The organism is Streptomyces sp. S4.7 (genome assembly GCF_010384365.1).
Lineage (GTDB): Bacteria > Actinomycetota > Actinomycetes > Streptomycetales > Streptomycetaceae > Streptomyces.
Genome location: NZ_CP048397.1, coordinates 6,774,132 through 6,792,395, shown reverse-complemented (window position 1 = coordinate 6,792,395; position 18,264 = coordinate 6,774,132). Strand labels below are relative to the sequence as shown.

At 71.4% G+C, this 18,264-nt stretch carries 15 protein-coding genes; 1 reads left to right on the top strand and 14 read right to left on the bottom strand.

Translation table 11 applies throughout. From position 1 onward, the window contains the following. The 7 genes from SSPS47_RS30105 to SSPS47_RS30075 all read right to left on the bottom strand — a co-directional run bounded on the left by SSPS47_RS30105 (position 1) and on the right by SSPS47_RS30075 (position 8,599). The gene (locus SSPS47_RS30105) at positions 1 to 696 is read right to left on the bottom strand and encodes a 1-hydroxy-2-methyl-2-butenyl 4-diphosphate reductase (RefSeq protein ID WP_164253678.1); all 696 of its coding nucleotides are present in this window, start codon (positions 694 to 696) and stop codon (positions 1 to 3) included. Further along, the gene (gene shc / locus SSPS47_RS30100; protein WP_164253677.1) at positions 696 to 2,783 is read right to left on the bottom strand and encodes a squalene--hopene cyclase; all 2,088 of its coding nucleotides are present in this window, start codon (positions 2,781 to 2,783) and stop codon (positions 696 to 698) included. The genes SSPS47_RS30105 and shc overlap by 1 nt, the downstream gene beginning before the upstream one ends. A 145-nt stretch (positions 2,784 to 2,928) precedes the next feature. Then, positions 2,929 to 4,023 (bottom strand): polyprenyl synthetase family protein, encoded by a 1,095-nt coding sequence (locus SSPS47_RS30095; RefSeq protein WP_164253676.1) that lies wholly within the window; start codon positions 4,021 to 4,023, stop codon positions 2,929 to 2,931. A 62-nt stretch (positions 4,024 to 4,085) separates the two neighbouring features. Beyond that, entirely contained in the window at positions 4,086 to 5,474 is a 1,389-nt protein-coding gene (hpnE, locus tag SSPS47_RS30090; RefSeq protein WP_164253675.1) for a hydroxysqualene dehydroxylase HpnE, read from the bottom strand. A 121-nt stretch (positions 5,475 to 5,595) separates the two neighbouring features. Continuing rightward, entirely contained in the window at positions 5,596 to 6,546 is a 951-nt protein-coding gene (gene hpnD / locus SSPS47_RS30085; protein ID WP_164253674.1) for a presqualene diphosphate synthase HpnD, read from the bottom strand. Beyond that, positions 6,543 to 7,463: a squalene synthase HpnC gene (gene hpnC / locus SSPS47_RS30080; protein WP_164253673.1), complete on the bottom strand. Its 921-nt coding sequence runs from the start codon at positions 7,461 to 7,463 to the stop codon at positions 6,543 to 6,545. Before hpnC ends, hpnD begins: the two co-directional genes overlap by 4 nt. Positions 7,464 to 7,909: 446 nt before the next feature. After that, positions 7,910 to 8,599 carry a TetR/AcrR family transcriptional regulator gene (locus SSPS47_RS30075; protein ID WP_164253672.1) on the bottom strand — a complete coding sequence of 230 codons (690 nt, stop codon included), beginning with the start codon at positions 8,597 to 8,599 and terminating at the stop codon, positions 7,910 to 7,912. An 87-nt stretch (positions 8,600 to 8,686) separates the two neighbouring features. Here SSPS47_RS30075 and SSPS47_RS30070 point away from each other — a divergent pair, with 87 nt between their 5' ends. Beyond that, positions 8,687 to 10,906 carry an MMPL family transporter gene (locus SSPS47_RS30070; protein WP_164255178.1) on the top strand — a complete coding sequence of 740 codons (2,220 nt, stop codon included), beginning with the start codon at positions 8,687 to 8,689 and terminating at the stop codon, positions 10,904 to 10,906. A gap of 117 nt (positions 10,907 to 11,023) precedes the next feature. Here the strand turns inward: SSPS47_RS30070 and SSPS47_RS30065 are convergent, their stop codons facing one another. From SSPS47_RS30065 to SSPS47_RS30035, 7 genes are all read right to left on the bottom strand, one after another. Then, complete coding sequence (locus tag SSPS47_RS30065; RefSeq protein WP_147876309.1) at positions 11,024 to 11,809, bottom strand: ABC transporter ATP-binding protein; 786 nt, start codon at positions 11,807 to 11,809, stop codon at positions 11,024 to 11,026. After that, positions 11,802 to 12,740 (bottom strand): ABC transporter permease, encoded by a 939-nt coding sequence (locus tag SSPS47_RS30060; protein ID WP_147876310.1) that lies wholly within the window; start codon positions 12,738 to 12,740, stop codon positions 11,802 to 11,804. The genes SSPS47_RS30065 and SSPS47_RS30060 overlap by 8 nt, the downstream gene beginning before the upstream one ends. A 152-nt stretch (positions 12,741 to 12,892) precedes the next feature. Then, positions 12,893 to 13,765 (bottom strand): glycosyltransferase, encoded by an 873-nt coding sequence (locus SSPS47_RS30055; RefSeq protein WP_164255176.1) that lies wholly within the window; start codon positions 13,763 to 13,765, stop codon positions 12,893 to 12,895. A gap of 5 nt (positions 13,766 to 13,770) precedes the next feature. Beyond that, on the bottom strand, positions 13,771 to 14,550 hold the full coding sequence (locus SSPS47_RS30050) for a CDP-alcohol phosphatidyltransferase family protein (protein ID WP_164253671.1): 780 nt from the start codon (positions 14,548 to 14,550) through the stop codon (positions 13,771 to 13,773). Then, positions 14,528 to 15,589, bottom strand: coding sequence for an iron-containing alcohol dehydrogenase family protein (locus SSPS47_RS30045; RefSeq protein WP_164253670.1), 1,062 nt, complete (start codon positions 15,587 to 15,589; stop codon positions 14,528 to 14,530). The genes SSPS47_RS30050 and SSPS47_RS30045 overlap by 23 nt, the downstream gene beginning before the upstream one ends. After that, positions 15,577 to 16,314, bottom strand: a complete 738-nt coding sequence (locus tag SSPS47_RS30040; RefSeq protein WP_147876313.1) for a phosphocholine cytidylyltransferase family protein — start codon at positions 16,312 to 16,314, stop codon at positions 15,577 to 15,579. The genes SSPS47_RS30045 and SSPS47_RS30040 overlap by 13 nt, the downstream gene beginning before the upstream one ends. Further along, the gene (locus tag SSPS47_RS30035; protein WP_164255174.1) at positions 16,311 to 18,257 is read right to left on the bottom strand and encodes a DUF5941 domain-containing protein; all 1,947 of its coding nucleotides are present in this window, start codon (positions 18,255 to 18,257) and stop codon (positions 16,311 to 16,313) included. The genes SSPS47_RS30040 and SSPS47_RS30035 overlap by 4 nt, the downstream gene beginning before the upstream one ends. Between the last annotated feature and the right edge of the window lie 7 nt (positions 18,258 to 18,264).

Below are 18,264 nucleotides of genomic sequence, written 5' to 3'. Positions count from 1 at the left end.
TCACCTCCTGGGGAGCAGCAAAGAACGGTGCCATTCAAGAAAAGCCGGAATGACGGCACGAAGGACACGGAAAGCCGATATTCCACCGCGAACCGTACCAATTCGGACTAGCTCGTGCCCAGGGGCGTCCACGACCACCCGTACGGCGGCAACCGGGCGTGATCCGGTGCCCAGTGCGCCGAGCAGTGTGGCGGCGGACTCCATGTCCACGGCGACGGCTCCCGTGGCGCGCAGTCCGGCCCTCTCAAGGCCGCGCACCACATGGTCGGACCCGGTGAGCGGGCCGGTGTGGACCGTACGTCCGGGCAGCGTCCGGGACAGCGCCTCCACGAGCAGCGCCGTTCCCGTGCAGGGCGTCGAGCCGTGGGGGCCCCGGGTCTCGTCGGCGACGACCAGGTCCCCCGGGTTCATGCCGGGGGCCAGTCCGGCGCAGAATCCGGACGCGATGACGGCCGCGGACCTGTTCCGGTCCGTGCCGAGCGCGCGCACGATCGCACGCTCGGCGTTCTCGGGGCCCATGCCCGTACGGAGCACGGTGACGGGCCCGGCGTCGGGTGTCCGGCCGCTCCGGTCGGCCCGGCCCGGCCGATCCTTCCGCAGCGCGCTGCGCAGGGCCACCTGCTCGATGCCGAGCGCGCAGGCGATCAGCAGCGGGGTGACGGCCGGGCCGCCGGCTCCGTCGGCGGGAGAGTCCATCAGGCCCCCTTGTGGCTGTCCACCCGGCTGTCCGCCGACCGGGTGTCCGGCCGTCGCTCCTTGACGCTCCCCGTCCGGCCCGCGCCCAGCCGCTCGGCGCGGGCCGGCGTACGGTCCGGACTCGGCTCCCCGTTGACGTACCGGCCGAGCGCCGTGAGCGGGAACACCTGCCGGTAGAGGTGGTAGTTGATGGAGAAGTCCCACGGGAAGCCGGTGCCGGTGAAGTACGGCTCGTCCCAGGAGCCGTCCTCCCGCTGGGCCGCCGCGAGCCAGGCCACGCCCCGTTCGACGGCCGGCGTCTCGCGCCGCCCGGCGGCGAGCAGCGCGAGCAGCGCCCACGCGGTCTGCGAGGCGGTCGACGAGCCGTGCCCGATCCACTTCTCCTCGCGGTACGAGCGCAGGTCCTCGCCCCAGCCCCCGTCGTCGTTCTGTACGGATCCGAGCCAGCCGACGGCGCGGCGGATGGCGGGGTGAGAGGCGGGGATCCCGGCCGCGACGAGTGCCGGTACGGCGGAGCCCGTCCCGTACACGTAGTTGACGCCCCAGCGGCCGAACCAGGAGCCGTCGGCCTCCTGTTCGGTGAGCAGCCACTGGATACCGCGCCGGGTGTCGGGGTGCTGGGCCAGGCCCTCGTACGCCAGCATCTCCACGACGTGCGCGGTGACGTCGGCCGACGGCGGATCGATGACCTCACCGAAGTCGCAGAACGGCAGCCGGTTGGGGAACGGGCTGACGTTGTCGGCGTCGAAGGCGCCCCAGGCGCCGTTCCTCGACTGCATGCCGAGCGTCCAGCGCGCGCCGCGCTCGACGGCCGTGTCCAGGCGCGCGGTGTCGGGGTGCCTGACCCGGCGCAGCGCGAGGATGACCTCGGCGGTGTCGTCGATGTCCGGGTAGTTGTCGTTGTGGAACTCGAACGCCCAGCCGCCGGGGGCGAGTCCCGGCCGGCGCACGGCCCAGTCACCGGGGCGCACGATCTGCTCGTCCAGCATCCACCCGGCCGCCTTGACGAGCGCGGGGTGGTCGGGGCTCAGCCCGGCGTCGGCCAGCGCGATCGTGGCCAGGCAGGTGTCCCAGACCGGGGACTGGCAGGCCTCGATCATGCGCGAGCCGTCCTCGCGCCAGACCGCGAACCGGTCCAGCGATTCGAGTCCGGCGCGCATGACCGGGTGCCGGAGGTCGTAGCCGAGCAGATGCAGGGCGATCACCGAGTAGACGGCCGGGGGCTGGATGCCGCCCCAGCAGCCGTCGTTCTCCTGGCGTTCGACGATCCAGCGGGCCGCCGCGTTCATCGCCGTCCGGCGTACCACGCGCGGAGCGACCTTGTGGTAGAGGTGCAGCGCCTTGTCGATGCGCTGGAAGATGCCGTCCCAACTGGTGGCGGCGGCAAGGGGTTTGGCAGGGTTCGGGCGGCTCACGTCGGTGTGCAGCTCGTCCAGCGCGAAGGGCGCGGGGCGGACGGGCCGCAGGGCCGAGACGATGGTGAGGGGCACGATGGTCTGCCGGGCCCAGCAGCCGAACGAGTAGATGTTCAGCGGGAACCACTTGGGCAGGAAGATCAGTTCGGGTGGTACCTCGGGCAGGTCGTCCCACTTCCACCAGCCGAAGAGCGCGAGCCAGATCCGGGTGAAGACCCGGCTCTCGGCGATACCGCCGTGCTCCCTGATCCAGGCGGCGGCGCGCGCCATGTGCGGGTCGTCGGGTCTGTCCCCGGCGAGGCGCAGCGCGAGGTATCCCTCGATGGTCGTGGAGAGTTCGCCGGGACCGCCGTAGAAGGTGGCCCAGGTCCCGTCGGACCGCTGCTCGCCCCTGATGAACCGGCCGGCCGCCTCGGTCGTCCTCGCGTCCTGGACACCGAGGAACTGACGGAGCAGCAGATCCTCGGCGTCCATGGTCACATTGGTCTCCAGGTCGCCCTTCCACCAGCCCTGGGCGTCCTGACGGCCGAGCAGATGCTCGACGGATCGTGCGGTGGCACACCGTGCGGCCTCTGCGACGTCGTTCGTGACGGGAGTGGTGTCGGACGGTTCGCTCGCCTCGGCAGCACGGGGTCCCACGGCCCCGGTGCTCCCGTCGGTCGTCGCTGTCATGGCTTCCCCTTACGTGCAGTTGGTCCTCTGCTGTGCTGGGGTCTCCGTCGTCCGGCGGATCGGTCACGACCCGCCGGACGGCGACTACGGAGGCTTGTGGTGCGTCAGCCTCCGGTGAGCGTGGGTATGCGCATGGCGATGGTGATCATCTCTTCCGTACGACGACGAAGTCCGCGAGCGCGGTGAACTGCGCCCGGATGTGTTCGGGCATGTCGACCCGGCTCAGGGCATCGATGGCGATGGTGTGCTGCCTGCGGGCCTCCTGGGAGGTCCACTCGCGGCCGCCCGCCTCGTCGATGAGCGCGGCCCTGGTCGCGAACTCCTCCTCCGAGAAGCTGTCGAAGTCGCTGCTCTTGGCGTCGGCGGCCAGGAGTTCGGCGAGCCGTTCCGACGCCGGCCCTCCCGCGGCGAGCGCGGCGACGACCGGCAGGGACTTCTTGCGCTGCCGCAGATCGCTCCACGTCTGCTTGCCGGTGGCCCCGGGGTCGCCCCAGATTCCGAGCAGGTCGTCGACGGCCTGGAAGGCGAGGCCGAGGTGGTGGCCGTACGAGTCCAGGATGTCGGCCGTCCGGTCGTCGGCCCCGCCGAGGACGGCGCCGGTGGAGACGGCGCAGGCGATCAGCGCGCCCGTCTTGTTGCCCTCCATCTCCAGGCACTCCTCGACGGTGACCCGCTCGCGGTGCTCGAAGGAGATGTCCTGCGCCTGTCCGTCGATCAGTTTGCGGCTGGCCGTGGTGAGTCGGCGGGCGGCACGGCCGGCCTCGACGGTGCCGATCTCCAACAGGACCTCGTTGGCGAGGGCGAAGAGGGCGTCACCGACGAGGATGGCCTGGGCGGGGCCGTGCACCTTCCAGACGGTGTCGCGGTGGCGGCGCTGTTCGTCGCCGTCCATCAGGTCGTCGTGCAGCAGCGAGAAGTTGTGCACCAGTTCCACGGCGACGGCGCCGGGGACCCCCGTCTCGGGCGCCGATCCCGCGGCCTCGGCGGACAGCAGGGAGAGCGCGGGCCGTACGGCCTTGCCGCCGTCGCCGTCGGCGGGCCGGCCCTCGGCGTCGATCCAGCCGAAGTGGTAGGCGGCGACGGTGTCCATCGGCGGGGCGAGCCGGCCGACGGCGGCCCGCAGCACGGGGGTTGACAGGGCACGGCCGCGCTCCAGCAGAGCGAAGACGTCCGTGGTGTCGACAGCCGGGTCGGCCGGGGGCACAGTCGGCACGGTCTCTCCTCTATTCGCAGTACTCATGGGTCCCGTACGCGCCGTCGCCGTACTCGTCCTTCGCGCGCCCGTCGTGGCGGCGTCCTGTCTCACGCGGCCTCCCGCAGCGGGTGCCGGTGGGTGCGGCCGAGTTCGGACAGGGCCTCGCCCGCCGCGCTGAACCCGCTGCGGACCGCGCCTTCCATGGTCGCGGGCCAGCCGGTCGCGGTCCACGCGCCCGCCAGGAAGAGCCCGGCCGCCCGGGTGCGGGTGGCGGGGCGCAGACGCCCCACGCCGGGGGTCGGGGCGAAGGTGGCCGTCCGCTCCCGTGTTACGAAGAAGTCCCGCACCTCGGCGCTCCTCGCGGCCGGGAGGAGACGTTTCAGCTCCGGCAGGTAGCGCTCGCGCAGTTCGGCGACGGGCAGATCGATCTCGTCCGCGACGGCCGACTGCGACAGCGCCACGTACTGCCCCTCTTTCAGCCCCGAGGCGTCGGTGCGGTCGAAAACCCACTGCACGGGGGTGCCGATCGCGGCGAAGAAGGGGCGGCGCAGCACCTGGCGGTCGTAGACGACATGGACGTTGAGGATCGGGGACGTGCCGATGTCGAGGAGCCGGCCGGGCTGGTCGAGCGCGCCGTCGGGCAGCAGCGCGTGCGTCTCGCGCTGCGGTACGGCGAGGATCACCGTGTCCGCCTCGATGCGCTCGCCCGGTACGTCGACGCTCCAGCGCCCGTCCTCGGTGCGGGTCACCGCCGTGACGCGGGTGCGCAGTTCGGTGCGTACGCCCGCGGCGTCGAGTGCCTTGCGGGAGAGCGTGTCGTGCAGTTCGCCGAGCGGCACGCGCGCCCAGCCGATGTCGGCGGCGCCGCGCTCGGAGAGCAGTCCGGTCTTGAAGACCATCGCGGCCAGGCCCATGGAGGCCTGTTCGGCGCGGACGTTGAGGGTGGCGACGCAGACGAGGTTCCACAGGGCCTCGACGGCGCGCGCCGACTGGCCGTGCCGTCGCAGCCAGGTCGCGAAGTCGATCCCGTCGAGCGCCGGGTCGGCGGGGTCGAGCGCCTTGAGGGCGAGCGCGGCGCGGCCGACGGAGACCTTCTCGGCGAGCGAGAGGTGCGGGTAGGCGGCGAGCCCGCCGGCCAGGTGCAGCGGTACGGGCAGGGCGTCGCGGCGCAGCCGTCCGACGCGGGGCCGGTCCGGGTGTCCCACGTCCAGTACGGGGATGTCGAGCCGGTCCTGGACGGGTGCGAGCGCGGCGCCGTCGACTCGGTCGAGCAACCAGCGGTAGGCGGTGCAGCAGCGCAGGTACACATGCTGGCCGTTGTCGACGGTCAACTCGCCGCGGGTGAAGGAGAAGGCGAGACCGCCGAGGCGGGGGCGGCCTTCCACCAGCGTCACGCGCACTCCGGCGTCGGCGAGCTGGAGTGCGGCCGTGACTCCGGCGATGCCCCCGCCGACGACGACCGCGTGGCGGGAGCCGGCGCTGTCCGTCGTCGTCATGTGCTCTCCCCCGTCACTGTCGCGGTCAGGGACGCGTCCGGTGTCCGGAGGGTTGACCGCGCGGCCCTGGTGTCGACGGCGGCGCGCGGCAAAGCGCGGGTGCCGGTGCCCTGCGGGAGTGTCACGGGCGCCTCCTGACGCTCTGCCGGGAGATGTTCCTGGCGTCGAGACCGGAGAGGCCGCGCACGGCGACGTACGCCTTCTCGCGTCCAGGCAGTGAGACCCGGCCGCGCAGGACGGCCCCGGGGTCGCGTTCGATGCGGTCGAGCAGCCGGCGGTAGATGCCCGCCATGGCGGCGACGCAGGCGCCGCTGCGCCGGTCGAGCATGGGCAGCAGCCGGTAGCCCTCGGCGAAGAGCGCGCGGGCCCGTCTGACCTCGAAGTGGACGAGCCCGGCGAAGTCGGCGCCGGCGGGCGGGACGGAGGTGTCGAAGCCGGCCGAGCAGCCGAACTTGGCGAGGTCGTCGGCGGGCAGGTACGTACGGCCGTTGGCGGCGTCCTCGCGTACGTCACGCAGGATGTTGGTGAGCTGGAGGGCCAGGCCCAGGGTGTCGGCGTACTCGGGCGCGCGCTCGGTGCCGGTCGCGGCGGGGTCGGTGCCGAACACCCCGAGCGAGAGTCTGCCGATGGCTCCGGCGACGCAGCGGCAGTAGATCTTGAGGTCGTCCCACGTCTCGTACGTCTCGCCCTTGACGTCCATGAGGACGCCGTCGATCAGTTCGTCGAGCCCGCCGAGCGGGAGCGCGAGGCGGCGGGTCGCGTCGGAGAGAGCGACGGCGACGGGGTCGGTGTCGTCCTCCTCGACACGGCCCTGTCCGATCCGTGCGAGGAGGGCGCGGGTGTCCTCGAGTCTCGACTGCTTGGCGCCGGGCTCCAGGGTGCCGTCGCCGATGTCGTCGACGCGCCGCGAGAACGCGTAGAGCGCCGACATGGCCTGCCGCTTCTCGGCGGGCAGCAGCCGGATTCCGTAGGCGAAATTTCGGGCCTGCTGCCCGGTGACGGCCTCGCAGTAGCTGTACGCGGCCAGTACCGGCGCCGACACGGGGGGCTGTTCCTCCACGATCCGGCTCACCCCTTTCTGTGCGATTTCCGCAGGACTGCTCCCACTTCACGCAGCAGACGTGGTGTGGTGGCTTTGGGCGGTCCGGGCAGTACATCGTGTCCCACGGCGGCCACCGAGGAGAGGGCGGCGCGCCCCCCGCCGACGAATCCGGCGAGGAGCAGCCGGAGCCTGCCTCGGACGCTGTGGACCAACGGCCCTCCCTCGTCCAGGAGTTGGCCGGCGCGCTCGGCCTCGAAGGCGATCAGGCTCCGTACGGAGGCGCTCGCTGTCGGCGCGGCGAGGTCCGCCTCGGTGACATGGAAGCGCTTCATGTCGTCGGCGGGCAGATAGATCCGGTCGTCGGCCAGGTCCTCGGTGACGTCCTGGATGTGCTCGACGATCTGGAGCGCGGTACAGACGGCGTCGGAGCGGCGCACGCGTTCGGGGCTGGAGGTGCCGGTGATGGCGAGGACGAGGCGGCCGACGGGGTTGGCGGAGAGTTCGCAGTACGCGAGCAGGTCGTCGTAGGTGCCGTAGCGCCGTACGGACTGGTCCCGGCGGTTGGCCTCGATCAGGCCGAGGAACGGCTCGGGGGTGAGCCGGTGGCGCCGGACGGTGGGGACGATGCCGCGCAGCAGCGGGTGGCCGGGGGCCGGGCCCGCCGGGTCGAACACGCGGCGCAGGTCGGTTTCGAAGGCGTCCAGCATGGCGAGCCTGTCGTCCGTCCGGGCGGGGTCGAGACCGAGGTGGCGGGCGTCGGCGCCGCCGGGTGCGAGGTCCCCGTCGCCGATGTCGTCGACGAGGCGGGCGTAGCCGTAGACGGCCATCAGGTCCTCGCGCCAGGCGCGGGGCAGGAAGAAGGGGGCGACCGGGAAGTTCTCACCGGAGGCCTTGTCGAGGGTGGCACGCGCGGAGCTGTCGACCTGGTTCTGGGGGGTGCCCGTCACTGCGGACCGCCTACTGCGGGGACGGCGCGACCCTCGCGGAGCTGGAGATCAACCGTCATTGCCGTCACGTCTCCCGTTCTACACTGCCGACCCAAACATCCCATTTCGGACACGCCGCGCGGCCTGACCACGGGGATGCCGCCGATCTGGCGGACCCTCGACGGGTCAGCCGGGGCTTACGGACGTATCGCCGCTCTTGCCACGAATCAGCACCGGTACAGCTTACGTTGCACAACACCCATGGCCGCGCGGGGGGACCTCACCCGCGACGGGAGCGCCGGGGTCGACCTCAACCTTCCGCGGCGGTGCGGGACTTGACAGAAGTTTGACCTTTAGGGGCCGCTGGCGGACCGGAGCGATGCCGGTCACCGGCCGGGGCGACGGTCGGGGGCGGTGACGGGAGGGGACTTCACACGGTCTCGGCACACGATCCACCCATGATCCACTCACCGGCCCTCGGGGCCGTCGTGGGGGACCAGGAGACCGGCGACGATCGTGTCGGTCGTGCGCCCGATCACGGCGTCGCGGTCCGCGGCCGGCAGCCGGCCCATCGGGCCGTCGAGAAGGAGCATCGCGAGGCCGTGCGCCGTCGACCAGGCGGCGGCCTCGGCGCCGGGGCGGTTCCCGGCGGGCATACGGCCGGTGGCGACCAGTTCGTCCAGCGCCTGGCTGAGCAGGTTGTACGAGCGGTACTGGGGGTTGTCGGCGGGCGGTGTCACACCGCCCCATCCGGTGTCCTCGTCCGTGCCCGGCGCCGAGTGGGAGAAGGCGGTTCGGAAGAGGCCGGGGTGCTCCAGGGCGAAGCCCACGTAGCCCCGGCCGATCGCCGCCAGCCGCTGCTCGGCGGCGGCTCCGGGATGGTCACCCGGAGGCAGGTCCTCCGCGACCCGCTCCATGGCGTCCGCGAGCAGTTGCTGCGCGTGGATCTTGACCGCGAAGAGCAGATCACCCTGTCCGGCGAAGTGCCGGTAGGCGGCGGTGGGTGAGACGCCGGCGCGGCGGGCCGCCTCGCGCAGGACCACCTTCGCCGGTCCCCCGTCGGTCGCCAGCTCCACTCCGGCGGTGATCAGCGCGTTGCGCAGGTCGCCGTGGTGATAGCCGGCCTTGGCCCCCTGGTTCGCCCGGTTGGTCTCCATGGCTTCATCCTGCCCGATGTTGACAGCATTAACATCCCCTGCCAGAGTCAGTGTTGACGCCGTTAACATTCGGAGATGGGAGATCCCGTGCTGTCCAAGATCGCTGAGCTGGCCCTGAAGAGGTCGCGGCTCCTACTCGTACTGGCCACCGTCGCCGTGGTCGCCATGGGCGTACTCGGCGCGGGCGCCTTCGGCAAGCTGCTCGGCGGCGGATTCGACGACCCCGACGCGCAGTCCTCACGCGCCGCCGTCCGGATCGACGAGAAGTTCGGGGGCGAGACCAACCTGCTGTTCCTGATCGGCTCGGAGGACGGCGGCCGGCAGGGGCCGGGCACCCCCGCCGTCGACGAGCGGGGCCGCTCCATCACCGACGGCCTCAAGAACGACGCCACCGTGAGCAACGTGGTCTCCTACTGGGACACCGGGAGCCCGCGGCTGATCTCCGAGAACGGCGGCGAGGCCCTGATCGCCCTCCATGTGAAGGGGGACGAGACCGAGCGCGGGGAGCGCGCCGAGCAGCTCATCGACAACTACACCGGAGAGCGCGACGGGGTCGAGGTACGGGCCGGCGGCGAGAGTGCCGTGAGCATCGACGTCAGCTCACAGGTCTCCGGCGACCTGGCCGTGGCCGAGGCGATCGCCGTACCCGTCACGCTCCTGCTGCTGGTCCTCGCCTTCGGCAGCCTGGTGGCCGCGATGCTGCCCCTGGTCATCGGACTGATCGCGATCGTCGGCACGTTCGCGCTGCTCTCCGTCCTCGGCAGCGTGACCGAGGTGTCGGTCTTCGCGATCAACCTCACGACCGCGCTCGGTCTGGGCCTCGGCATCGACTACGCGCTCCTGCTGGTGAGCCGCTTCCGCGAACAGCTCACCGCGGGCGAGGAGGTCCCCGAGGCGCTGCGCACCACGGTACGGACGGCGGGGCGCACGATCCTGTTCTCGGCCGCGACCGTCGCCGCCGCGCTCGCCGCGCTGCTCGTCTTCCCGCCGTTCTTCCTGCGGTCCTTCGCCTACGCGGGGATCGGCGTGGTCCTGATCGCGGTCGTCGCCGCCCTGTTCGTGGTGCCGCCGCTGCTCGCCGTGCTGGGCCACCGGGTCAACAAGGGGCGGCTGCCGTGGGCGAAGACAGTACGCCGCTCCGACGCGCCCTTCTGGGGAAGGCTCGCCGGACTCGTCATGCGCCGGCCCGCCCTCACCGCGCTGCCCGTGCTCGCCGTGCTGCTGCTCCTCGCCGGCCCGCTGCTGGGGGTCACGTTCGGGACGCCCGACGAGCGGGTGCTGCCCGAGGAGGCGGCCGGACGCCAGGTCGCGACGGCCGTCCGGAACGACTTCCCCACCGACGAGGCGGGCGCCGTCCAGATCGTCAGCACCTCGGCCGTCGCGGCGGCGCCGCTGGCGGCGTACGCCGGCGAACTGTCCCGGCTCGACGGTGTCGTACGCGTCGACGCCTCCACCGGCACCTACACCGGCGGACGGAGCGAGCCGCCGGGCCCGGCGAACGCCGGCCTCGCCCGGCCGGACGCGCAGCGCCTCACCGTCGTCACCGGCACCGCGTCCAAGTCCGGCGCGGCCCAGGACCTGGTGGCGGACATCCGCGCCGTGGACCGGCCCGCGGGCACCGAGATGCTGGTGGGCGGCACGGACGCGACGCTGGTCGACTCCCGGCAGTCCATCGGTGACCGGCTGCCCCTGGCGATCGGGCTGGTTCTCGTGACGACCTTCGTGCTGCTGTTCCTCTTCACCGGCAGCGTCGTCCAGCCGCTGCGCGCGCTGCTGCTCAACGCGATCAGCCTGTCGGCCGCGATCGGCGCGATGGTGTGGATCTTCCAGGACGGCCATCTGTCGTCGCTGCTGGGCTTCACCCCGCAGCCGATGGACACCTCGATGACCGTGCTGCTGTTCTGCGTGGCCTTCGGCCTGTCCATGGACTACGAGGTGTTCGTGACCAGCCGGATGAAGGAGCTGCACGACGCGGGCGCGGACCGGACGACGACCGTCACCCAGGGTCTGGCCCGCACCGGACGGATCGTCAGCATGGCGGCCGGACTGCTGGCCGTGAGCTTCTTCGCCTTCGGGACCAGCCAGATCAGCTTCCTCCAGATGTTCGGCATCGGCAGCGGACTGGCGATCGTCATCGACGCGGTGGCGGTACGCGGTGTGCTCGTACCGGCCGCGATGCGGCTGCTGGGCCGCGGCGCCTGGTACGCGCCGGCCGCGCTGCGCGCGCTGCACGGGAAGGTGGGCCTCTCCGAGGGACCGGCCGCGGCCGTCCCCGCCGAAGCGGACCGTACCCCGGCGGGCGTCTGAGGGCCCGCACAACCGAAGCGGCCCCCGCCGGATCGATTCCGGCGGGGGCCGCTTCGGTTGTGCGGGTCGGGTGGCGCGTGGCGCGTGTCCGGTGCCCGAACCGCCCCGGGGATCCGGCTACTTGCCGGTCTCCTTCTCGTACGCCTTGAGCACCTCGTCCGTCGGGCCGTCCATCAGGAGTTCGCCCTTCTCCAGCCACAGCACGCGGTCGCAGGTGTCCCTGATCGACTTGTTGCTGTGGCTGACCAGGAAGACGGTGCCCGCCTCCTTGCGCAGCTCGCGGATCCGCGCCTCGGAGCGGATCTGGAACTTGCGGTCACCGGTGGCCAGCGCCTCGTCGATCATGAGGACGTCGTGGTCCTTGGCCGCCGCGATGGAGAAGCGGAGCCGGGCGGCCATACCGGAGGAGTACGTACGCATCGGCAGGGTGATGAAGTCGCCCTTCTCGTTGATGCCGGAGAAGTCGACGATGGACTGGTAGCGCTCCCGTACCTGCTCGCGCGTCATCCCCATGGCCAGACCGCCCAGGATGACGTTGCGCTCGCCGGTGAGATCGTTCATCAGCGCGGCGTTGACACCGAGCAGCGAGGGCTGGCCGTCGGTGTACACCTTTCCGTGCTCCGTGGGCAGCAGCCCCGCGATGGCGCGCAGCAGGGTCGACTTCCCGGAGCCGTTGGTGCCGATCAGACCGATCGCCTCACCGCGGTACGCGGTGAAGGTGACCCCCCTGACGGCGTGGACCTTGCGGACTCCGCGCGACTCGCCCTTCTCGCGCCTGAGTATGCGGCTCAGCGCCGCGGTCGCGCTGCCCTTGCCACCGCCGCCGCCGTTGACGCGGTACACGATGTGCACGTCGTCGGCGATGACGGTGGGGACGCGTCCCTGCTTGTCGAGGTCAGCCACGGCCGTACCGTTCCTCAGCCTTCCAGAAGTACACAAAGCCCGCGATGCCGACGAGCAGCGACCAGGCGAGACCCGAGGCCCACACGTGCTGGGGCAGGTTCTCGGAGCCGTAGCCGTCGATCAGCGCGAAGCGGATGAGGTCCATGTAGATGGCGGCGGGGTTGTACTGGAGTACGTCGACGATCCAGCTCGGCCAGTTCGGCTTGTTGGCGAGCATCAGCGGGATGGAGAACATCACGCCCGACGCGTACATCCAGGTCCGCATGATGAACGGCATGAGCTGGGCGAGGTCGGGCGTCTTGCTGCCCAGCCGCGCCATGATCAGCGCCAGACCGGTGTTGAAGAAGAACTGGAGCACCAGGACGGGCAGCACCAGCAGCCAGGACAGGCCCGGCAGGCTGCCGAAGGCGACCACCACCGTCAGCAGCACGATCATCGAGAACATCAGCTGCTGGAGCTGCTGGAGCGCGAATGAGATGGGGAGCGAGGCTCGGGGGAAGTGCAGGGCGCGCACCAGCCCGAGGTTGCCCGAGATCGACTTCACGCCCGCCATCACGGACGTCTGTGTGAAGGCGAACACGAACACGCCCGTCACCAGGAACGGGATGTAGACCTTGATCTCCATGCCGCGCCCGGCGTTCAGGATCAGGCCGAAGATCAGGAAGTAGACGAAGGCGTTGAGCAGTGGGGTCGCCACCTGCCAGAGCTGACCGAGCTTCGCCTGGCTGTACTGGGCCGTGAGCTTCGCCTGGGAGAAGGCGAAGATGAAGTGGCGCCGGCCCCACAGCTTGCGGATGTACTCGGCCAGTCCCGGACGGGCACCGCTCACCGACAGGCCGTACTTGGCGGCCAGTTCGGTCGAGGACAGACCGTCGTCGGGTGACGGCGGGGCGCTCATGGCGATCGCGCCGTCATGGGTTGTCTCACTCACAAGTTGAAACTTTCGTGTTCAAGATGCGCAGCCGGTCGGGCACAGGCGTGGACGGCCGGGACCCGGAAGTAAAGGTCTCTCGTTCGGATCTTGCCGGGCTCGGCCCGATCCGTACGACAGACCCAGCCCCGATGCTCTCAGAGCCGAGCCTGTCAGATGACAGGCGGTCGGCCCAGTCGGGTCAGCCGCCACACCGTACGCCACTTCATGGGCCTGCGGGGACCGCACGGAGTCGTCCAGCCTTCCCTGAAACCGCCGAACCATGCCTTCAGCGCGGGGACGGTCGGGCGGCGGGCGAGGGTGAGCAGGACCCAGACGCCGAGATAGACGGGTACGACCGGGGCGGGCAGATTGCGGCGCGCGAGCCAGACCCGGTTGCGGGCCACCATGCGGTGGTAGACCGCGTGCCGCGACGGCGGCATCGTGGGGTGGAAGAGCACCATGTCGGAGCGGTAGTCGATCATCCAGCCCGCGTCCAGCGCGCGCCAGGCGAGGTCGGTCTCCTCGTGCGCGTAGAAGAAGTCGCCGGGCAGGGCGCCGACCTCCGCGATGACCTTCGTACGGACGGCGTTGGCGCCGCCCAGGAAGGTCGTCACGCGGGAGGAGCGCAGCGGGTCGGAGGCGCGCAGCCGGGGGACGTGGCGGCGCTGTGTGAGACCGGTCTCGGGGTCGGCGATCCGGAAGCTGACGATGCCGAGGACCGGGTCGGCCGCGAACGCCGCGCGGACCAGCTCGGCGGTGTCGGTGCCGGGCAGCAGCCCGTCGTCGTCGAGGAAGAGCAGGACGTCCACGTCGCCGCCGGAGGGGCCGAAGGCCTCGATGCCGACGTTGCGGCCACCGGGGATGCCGAGGTTCTCGGGCAGCTCGATGGTCCGTACGCCGTCGGGCACGTCACCGACCGGGGCGCCGTTGCCGACGACGACGACCTCGATCGGGTCGCCGTCCTGCTTGGCGACGGAGTCGATGAGGGCCCGGAGGTCGTCCGGGCGGTTGCCCATGGTGATGATCACCGCGCCGAGCCGCATGTCACTCACCTCAGCCTGCTGGAGGCGAGGATCGACACGAGGTGCAGCAGCGTCTGCATGACGGCGATACCGGCCAGCACGGCGACGCCGAGCCGGGAGAAGAACAGGTCGTCCCGGACGGTGTCCAGGATCGCCAGGACCAGGATCAGCAGCGACGCCTCGATACCGAGGATGAGGCGGTGGAACTTCAGCGCCCCGGCGGCCCGGCGGGCCAGCGCCATGCCGGACGAGCGGGGCTCGGACGCGGTCTCCTTGACCGGCGGCAGGCCCTGCTGGTGGCGGGCGACACCGACGAGGTCGGTCTCGGCCTTGATCAGGATGGCGCCGAGGGCGGCCAGGGTGCCGAGGAACGCCCAGAGCCAGTCGATCCGCCCGGAGCCCCACAGGTCGGCGGCGCGCAGTCCGAAGCCGAGCAGCACGGCGGCGTCGCACAGGTACGCGGCGACCCGGTCCATGTAGACGCCGGTCATCGAGTACTGCTTCTTCCAGCGGGCGATCTCCCCGTCGACGCAGTCCAGCAGCAGATAGAGCTGGACCATCACCACACCGAGCACCGCGCCCGCGATCCCGGGCACCAGGAGTGCGGGGGCGGCGAGGACGGCCGCGGCGGTCATCACGTAGGTCACCTGGTTGGGCGTGACGCTCGTGTTCACCAGGTGCCGGTCGATGCGCAGGGAGACCTCGCGCATGTAGAGCCGGCCCCCCCAGTGCTCGCCGCTCCGCCGGTCCTTGACACCCGGGGGGTGCACGACCGGGCGTAGTTCAGCTACCGATGGCTTTTGCATAGTCGACGTAGGCGTCCTTGATCTGGTCCGGGGACAGGTTGAGGTGCTCCAGGATCGTGAAGCGTCCCGGACGGGTCTGCGGTGCGTAATCCACGGCCTGGACGAATTCGTCCAGGCTGAAACCGATCTCGGCCGGCAGCACCGGCAGCCCGTGTCGGCGCAGTACCTCGGCGATGAGCTGGGACTGCGCGTGCGCGCCGCGCAGATGCATCGCGAAGGCCGCGCCCATCCCGACCTGCTCGCCGTGGCTCGCCGCCCTCTTGGGGAAGAGCAGGTCGAAGGCGTGGCTGATCTCGTGGCAGGCGCCGGACGACGGTCGGGAGTCGCCGCTGATCGACATGGCGATACCCGTGAGGACGAGCGCGTCGGCCAGGACGGTCAGGAACTCGTCGTCGCCGACGGTGCCGGGGTGGCGCAGGACGGCCTCACCGGCGGTACGGCCCATGGCGGCGGCCAGACCGTCCACGGGCTCGCCGTTGATCTCGTGGGACAGTTCCCAGTCAGCGATGGCGGAGATGTTGGAGAGCGCGTCGCCGATGCCGGAGCGTACGAAGCGGTCCGGGGCGTCGCGGACGACATCGAGGTCGACGACGATCGCGATGGGGGTCGGGACGCCGTACGAGCCACGGCCGTTGTCGTTGTCCAGGGTGGAGATCGGCGAGCAGATGCCGTCGTGCGAGAGGTTGGTGGCGACGGCCACCATCGGCAGGCCCACGCGGGCCGCCGCGTACTTCGCGACGTCGATGATCTTGCCACCGCCGAGTCCGACGACCGCGTCGTACCGCTTGCCCTTTATGTCGTCGGCGAGCTTGACCGCGCAGTCGATGGTGCCGTCGGCGACCAGGAACCAGTCGGCGTCGGGCAGTACGGGGGCGAGCTTCTCGCGCAGCCCCTGCCCCGAGCCTCCGCTGATGGCGATCGCGAGCTTGCCGGACGCGGAGATCCGCTGGTCGGCGAGGAGGCCGGCGAGATCGTCCATGGCGCCGCGCGTGATGTCGACGACGACCGGGGACGGGATGAGTCGGGTCAGTACTGGCACGCGATGACACGGCCCTTCGCGAGGTCGTCGTGGTTGTCGATCTCCACCCAGGGGACGTCGCCGATGGGGGCGACGTCGATGGTGAAGCCTCTGTTCACGAGTTCCTGGTAGCCGTCCTCGTAGTAGAGGTCGGGGTCGCGCTCGAAGGTGGTCTTCAGGGCGTCGGCGAGTTCCTCGGCGGCCTCGGGCTCGATGAGGGTGACGCCGATGTACTCGCCGGTGGCGGTGGCGGGGTCCATCAGCTTCGTGATGTGCCGCACACCCTTGTCCGTCTCGGTGATGACCTTCATCTCCTCGTCGGCGAGCGGCTTCACCGCGTCCAGCGCGAGGATGATCTTCCGGCCCTCGCCGCGGGCGGCGAGCAGCGTGCGCTCGACGGAGACGGGGTGGACGGTGTCGCCGTTGGCGAGGATCACACCGCGCTTGATGACGTCACGGGCGCACCACAGGGAATAGGCGTTGTTCCACTCCTCGGCCTTGTCGTTGTCGACGAGCGTGAGGCTGAGGCCGTACTTCGCCTCCAGTGCCTCCTTGCGCTCGTACACGGCCTCCTTGCGGTAGCCGACGACGATCGCGGCCTCGGTGAGCCCGATCTCCGCGAAGTTGCCGAGTGTCAGGTCGAGGACGGTCGTGTCGCCGTCCACGGGCACGAGGGCCTTGGGGAGCGTGTCGGTGTAGGGGCGCAGGCGCCTGCCGGCACCGGCTGCCAGTACGAGGCCGATCATGCGGTTTCTCCTTCGTCGTGTACGGCGGGGGCTCCGGAGGAAACCCAGAACCGGATGGACTCCGTGAGCGCGATCACGGCGACGACGACGGCGAGCAGCGTCAGAGCCGGCGGAAGGTCGGATTCGGCCGTGGGGAAGGCGGCGATCACGGCGACGAGCAGCGTTCGGCCCTCGTGTCCGCCGAGTGCCCGGACCAGCCCGCGGGGCGGGGCTCCGGCGCCGCCACGGATGCGGTACACCGTGTCGTAGTGATGGTAGGCGACCGCCGCGCCCAGCCCGAACGCTGCGGGCAGGGCGCCGGGGAGGTCGGCGCGGGCGGCGAAGATCAGAACGGTGCTGTACTCGGTGGCCCGGAAGACCGGCGGGACGAGCCAGTCGAGCGGGCCGCCCATGCGGCGGGCGACGGCGATGCCCGAGGTGACGACGTACACCAGGGCGCCGAGGACGACCACGGGGCTGTCGAGCGGGCCGAAGGCGGCCATGGAGACGGCGGCGGCGCCGCCCGCGACGGCGATCAGGAGAGGCAGTACGCCGGGCAGCGCGCGGGCCGGGCGCCGCGTCACGCGGGCGACCAGTTCGGCGAGCGGTCCCGTGTCGGCGAGGTCGGCGAGCGCCTGCGCGGCCCGGTCGGTGCGGACGGCCCTGCGGGTGACCGAGCGCAGGACGCGGCCGGCGGTGGTGTAGCAGGCGGCGAAGGCGCAGCCGGCGAGGAGCGCGTAGAAGACGATCCTGGGGGTGGTCACGGCGGTGAGGACGGCGATCATCGCCCAGCGCTCGCCGATCGGCAGGACGATCATCCTGCGTACCCAGACGGTCCAGCCGACGCTGTCGAGCCTGCTGGAGAGGGCGGTGGTGGGGGTGCCGACGACGGCCGTGCCCTCCTTGCCCCCGGCGGAGGCACCGGTCGCGGCGGTGGAGTCGTGGTTCGCCTCGTTGAAGGAGAAGTCGACGACGTGCCGCACGGTCTGGAGCACCATCGCGGCGAGCGCGAGTGCCCATACGTCGTCGCCGCCCCGGGCCGCGCCGATCGCGAGTCCGGCGTAGTACGCGTACTCCTTGGCGCGGTCGAAGGTCGCGTCCAGCCAGGCGCCCATCGTCGAGTACTGCAACGAGTAGCGGGCGAGCTGTCCGTCGGTGCAGTCCAGCACGAAGGAGAAGAGCAGCAGCAGTCCGGCCGCGACATAGCCGCCGCGGGTGCCGGTGGCCGCGCAGCCCGCCGCGATCAGCGCGGTGAACAGGGACGCGGTGGTGACCTGGTTGGGGGTCAGTCCGCGCCGTGCGCACCAGCGGGCGATGTAGCGGGAGTAGGGGCTGATGCAGAAGGTCGTGAAGAAGCCGTCGCGCGCCTTGACGGCCGAGCGCAGGCGTACGGCCTCGTCGTCGACGGCCGCGACGGCGGCGAGCGCCTGTTCACGGTCGGCGGGTGTGTCCGGGACGGCGGCGACGAGCGAGCCGAGTTCGGGGCGCTGTACGGGGGTGCCGTCGGCCTCGATGGCGGCGGCGACCCGGTCGGCGAGCGGGAGTTCGAAGACCGCGGGTGCGGTGCGGGTGACGGGCTGCCCGGCCTCCGTGACGACACCGGCGCCTCCGGTGTGTACGGCGGGGGCGTCGGGCGCCGTGTCCGTACGGCCGGTGGCCGTGCCGTCCGTCACGGTGGTCAGCGCCGCGGACAGCGCGGCGCGTGCCTCTGGGCGTGCCGTCAGCGCGCCGGTGACGGCCGCCGCGGGGAAGCGGGGATCGGTCAACGCCAGCCGCAGAGCGTGGAGATGACCGACGAAACGCTGATCGACGAGGGCGACGCGGTCGGCGGCGGGCGCCGAGGCGAGCAGGCTCAGCGCCGTGGCCGCGTCGGGCGCGGTGCGCACGTCGAATCCCAGCGACCGCAGATCGCCTTCGAGCGGCGATCCGGGTACCGGCGTACCGGTGAGGATGGCGGTCGACAGACGAATT

Coding starts and splice junctions, on each gene's coding strand:
- SSPS47_RS30105 (WP_164253678.1), bottom strand. CDS start 696: ATGGACTCTCCCGCCGACGGAGCCGGCGGCCCGGCCGTCACCCCGCTG.
- shc (WP_164253677.1), bottom strand. CDS start 2,783: ATGACAGCGACGACCGACGGGAGCACCGGGGCCGTGGGACCCCGTGCT.
- SSPS47_RS30095 (WP_164253676.1), bottom strand. CDS start 4,023: ATGAGTACTGCGAATAGAGGAGAGACCGTGCCGACTGTGCCCCCGGCC.
- hpnE (WP_164253675.1), bottom strand. CDS start 5,474: ATGACGACGACGGACAGCGCCGGCTCCCGCCACGCGGTCGTCGTCGGC.
- SSPS47_RS30075 (WP_164253672.1), bottom strand. CDS start 8,599: ATGGAGACCAACCGGGCGAACCAGGGGGCCAAGGCCGGCTATCACCAC.
- SSPS47_RS30055 (WP_164255176.1), bottom strand. CDS start 13,765: ATGCGGCTCGGCGCGGTGATCATCACCATGGGCAACCGCCCGGACGAC.
- SSPS47_RS30050 (WP_164253671.1), bottom strand. CDS start 14,550: ATGCAAAAGCCATCGGTAGCTGAACTACGCCCGGTCGTGCACCCCCCG.
- SSPS47_RS30040 (WP_147876313.1), bottom strand. CDS start 16,314: ATGATCGGCCTCGTACTGGCAGCCGGTGCCGGCAGGCGCCTGCGCCCC.